This window comes from Corynebacterium sp. HMSC08F01 (assembly GCF_001807545.1).
Classification (GTDB): Bacteria; Actinomycetota; Actinomycetes; order Mycobacteriales; family Mycobacteriaceae; genus Corynebacterium; species Corynebacterium coyleae.
In genome coordinates this window covers 1-1816 of the sequence record NZ_KV789302.1, presented here as the reverse complement: position 1 = coordinate 1816, position 1816 = coordinate 1, and the positions used below count along the sequence as shown (strand labels likewise).

At 56.4% G+C, this 1816-nt stretch carries 1 protein-coding gene and 1 pseudogene; both read right to left on the bottom strand.

What is annotated here, in order from left to right; genetic code table 11:
* Nucleotides 1-18 precede the first annotated feature (18 nt).
* A pseudogene (locus HMPREF3171_RS04995) lies at nucleotides 19-776 on the bottom strand (ATP-binding protein).
* A gap of 14 nt (nucleotides 777-790) precedes the next feature.
* Nucleotides 791-1816: transposase family protein (locus HMPREF3171_RS04990; RefSeq protein ID WP_141743358.1), on the bottom strand; the 1026-nt coding region annotated here is incomplete at its 5' end.

Genomic DNA, 1816 nt, shown 5'->3' with positions numbered 1-1816 from the left:
TCGGCCCGGCTGTTTGCTTTATTCGTCCGGATCTATTGGGGCGGTGGCCTTGCGCATGTCGAAGTCTCCGATGCGGATTCGGTGGCCGTTGTTGAGGCGGCTAACGAGTGAATCGGCTCCGACTCTGTCGGGGAGGGCTTCGACCCAATAGGCGGCGGCCGATTGGGAGGAGATCAGTGTTGGGAGCCGACCGTCGCGGTCGAATATGATCTTGCTCAGGTCTTCTTGCCCGCGCTGGTTGATGCTCATGGTCATAAAATCGTCGATGATAAGGACATCGACATTGATCAGTTTCCGCATCTTATCGAGGTAGTTTTGGTCAGTCGGTGAGAAGACCGCCAACATGTCTACGAGTTGGTCCAGCCGGTAGTAGGCCACGGAGTATCCGGCCTGACACGCAGCAATACCGATGGCGCAGACTATGTATGTTTTCCCTGTTCCGGTTGGTGCGAGGATGTGAATGTTGGTCGGGTTTTCCCGCCAGTTCGTTGCCGCGATTCGTTTCAGTTGGCGCATGTTGATACCGCGCTGCTCTGCCCGGGTAACTTCAGCAAGGCTCGCATCGGGGTATCGGAACTGTGCCTGGGTGATGGCCTGGCGATGTTGCGTTGTTGCCGTTGTGTGTAGGCCTCTTCGACTGCGGCGAGGAAGATGTCCTCTGGTAGCGCATCCGCGTAGGCCTCGTCGTTGACAATCTCGTAGAAGACATCAGCGAAGGTCGATACGCGAAGCTTCCGCATTTTTGCCCGTACTGTTTCGTCATCGATGTTGCTCATGGTTAACACTCCTTCTAGTTTTCGTAGTGGTCAGCAGGCCGGATGAAGACGGCGTCAGCTGCGTCGCTGGTAAGCGGGGCGCTTGGGCGTTGTTGGTTCTTCGTCGCGGGCTGTGTCTTTCGCCCTGGTGCAGCAGGGTGCTGCTGAGCGTGCGCAATGTCAGTCTGGATGCGCTTGATCACAGCCATAGTTGGAGCCAGCTTCTTTTCTAAGACCTGCTGGCACGCCGGCTCGAGGGTGGCTTTGCTGTGCTTTTTGCCCAGGTTGGCCAGCACGTTGCGAGCTTGAAGAAGTCCGCGGGGGACGGCGGCACTATTACGATCGAGGATCATCGCTATGACTGTGTGCGTTGCAGAACCGAACGACGAGGCCCAAGCCAAGAGTTCGTCGCGGGTGAGCGCCTTGTGGCCTTCATCGTCGCCGCTTGGCCCATGGTTGGGATCAGTGGAGTACCGGTATTTGAATCCGTGAAGGCGTGTGTGTTCAGCAACTAGTTGATCACCGTTGAAGATGCTCACCAGTTGCGGGGTGAGCCTGACCGTCACTGCCTCTCCTACCAGCTGAAATGGCACAGAATAGTACTGGTAGTCACAGGTGATGTGCCAATTACGGTCGACTTTGCACCGCTTGTATGACACTTCCGTAAACGGTGTCGGCGGCAGATCGCGCATCACTGGTGCTTCTTCTTGCTCAAAGCGCATGCGCCGTGTTGTGCCATCAGCCCGTGTCATTGCGCTGTTGATATCGGCAAGCCGGTCAGCGATTGCCTCATTGAGTTCATCGAGATTGTAGAAGACCTCGTCGCTGAAATACCCGAGTATTTTGGTGTAGGCGATTTTCACAGCACGTTCTACTGCCGCTTTGTCGCGGGGCCTGCCAGGCCTTGTCGGCACAATCGTGACCCCGTAGTAGTCGGCAAACGCTGCGTAGCGGTCAGTGACCATCCGGTAGCCTGAATGCTTCCTCGGCCGGTAGGTCGCCGTAGAAGCATTATCCGGCACGATGACCGCCTGTGTTTTGTCAAGTTGTTTTAGGCCGTT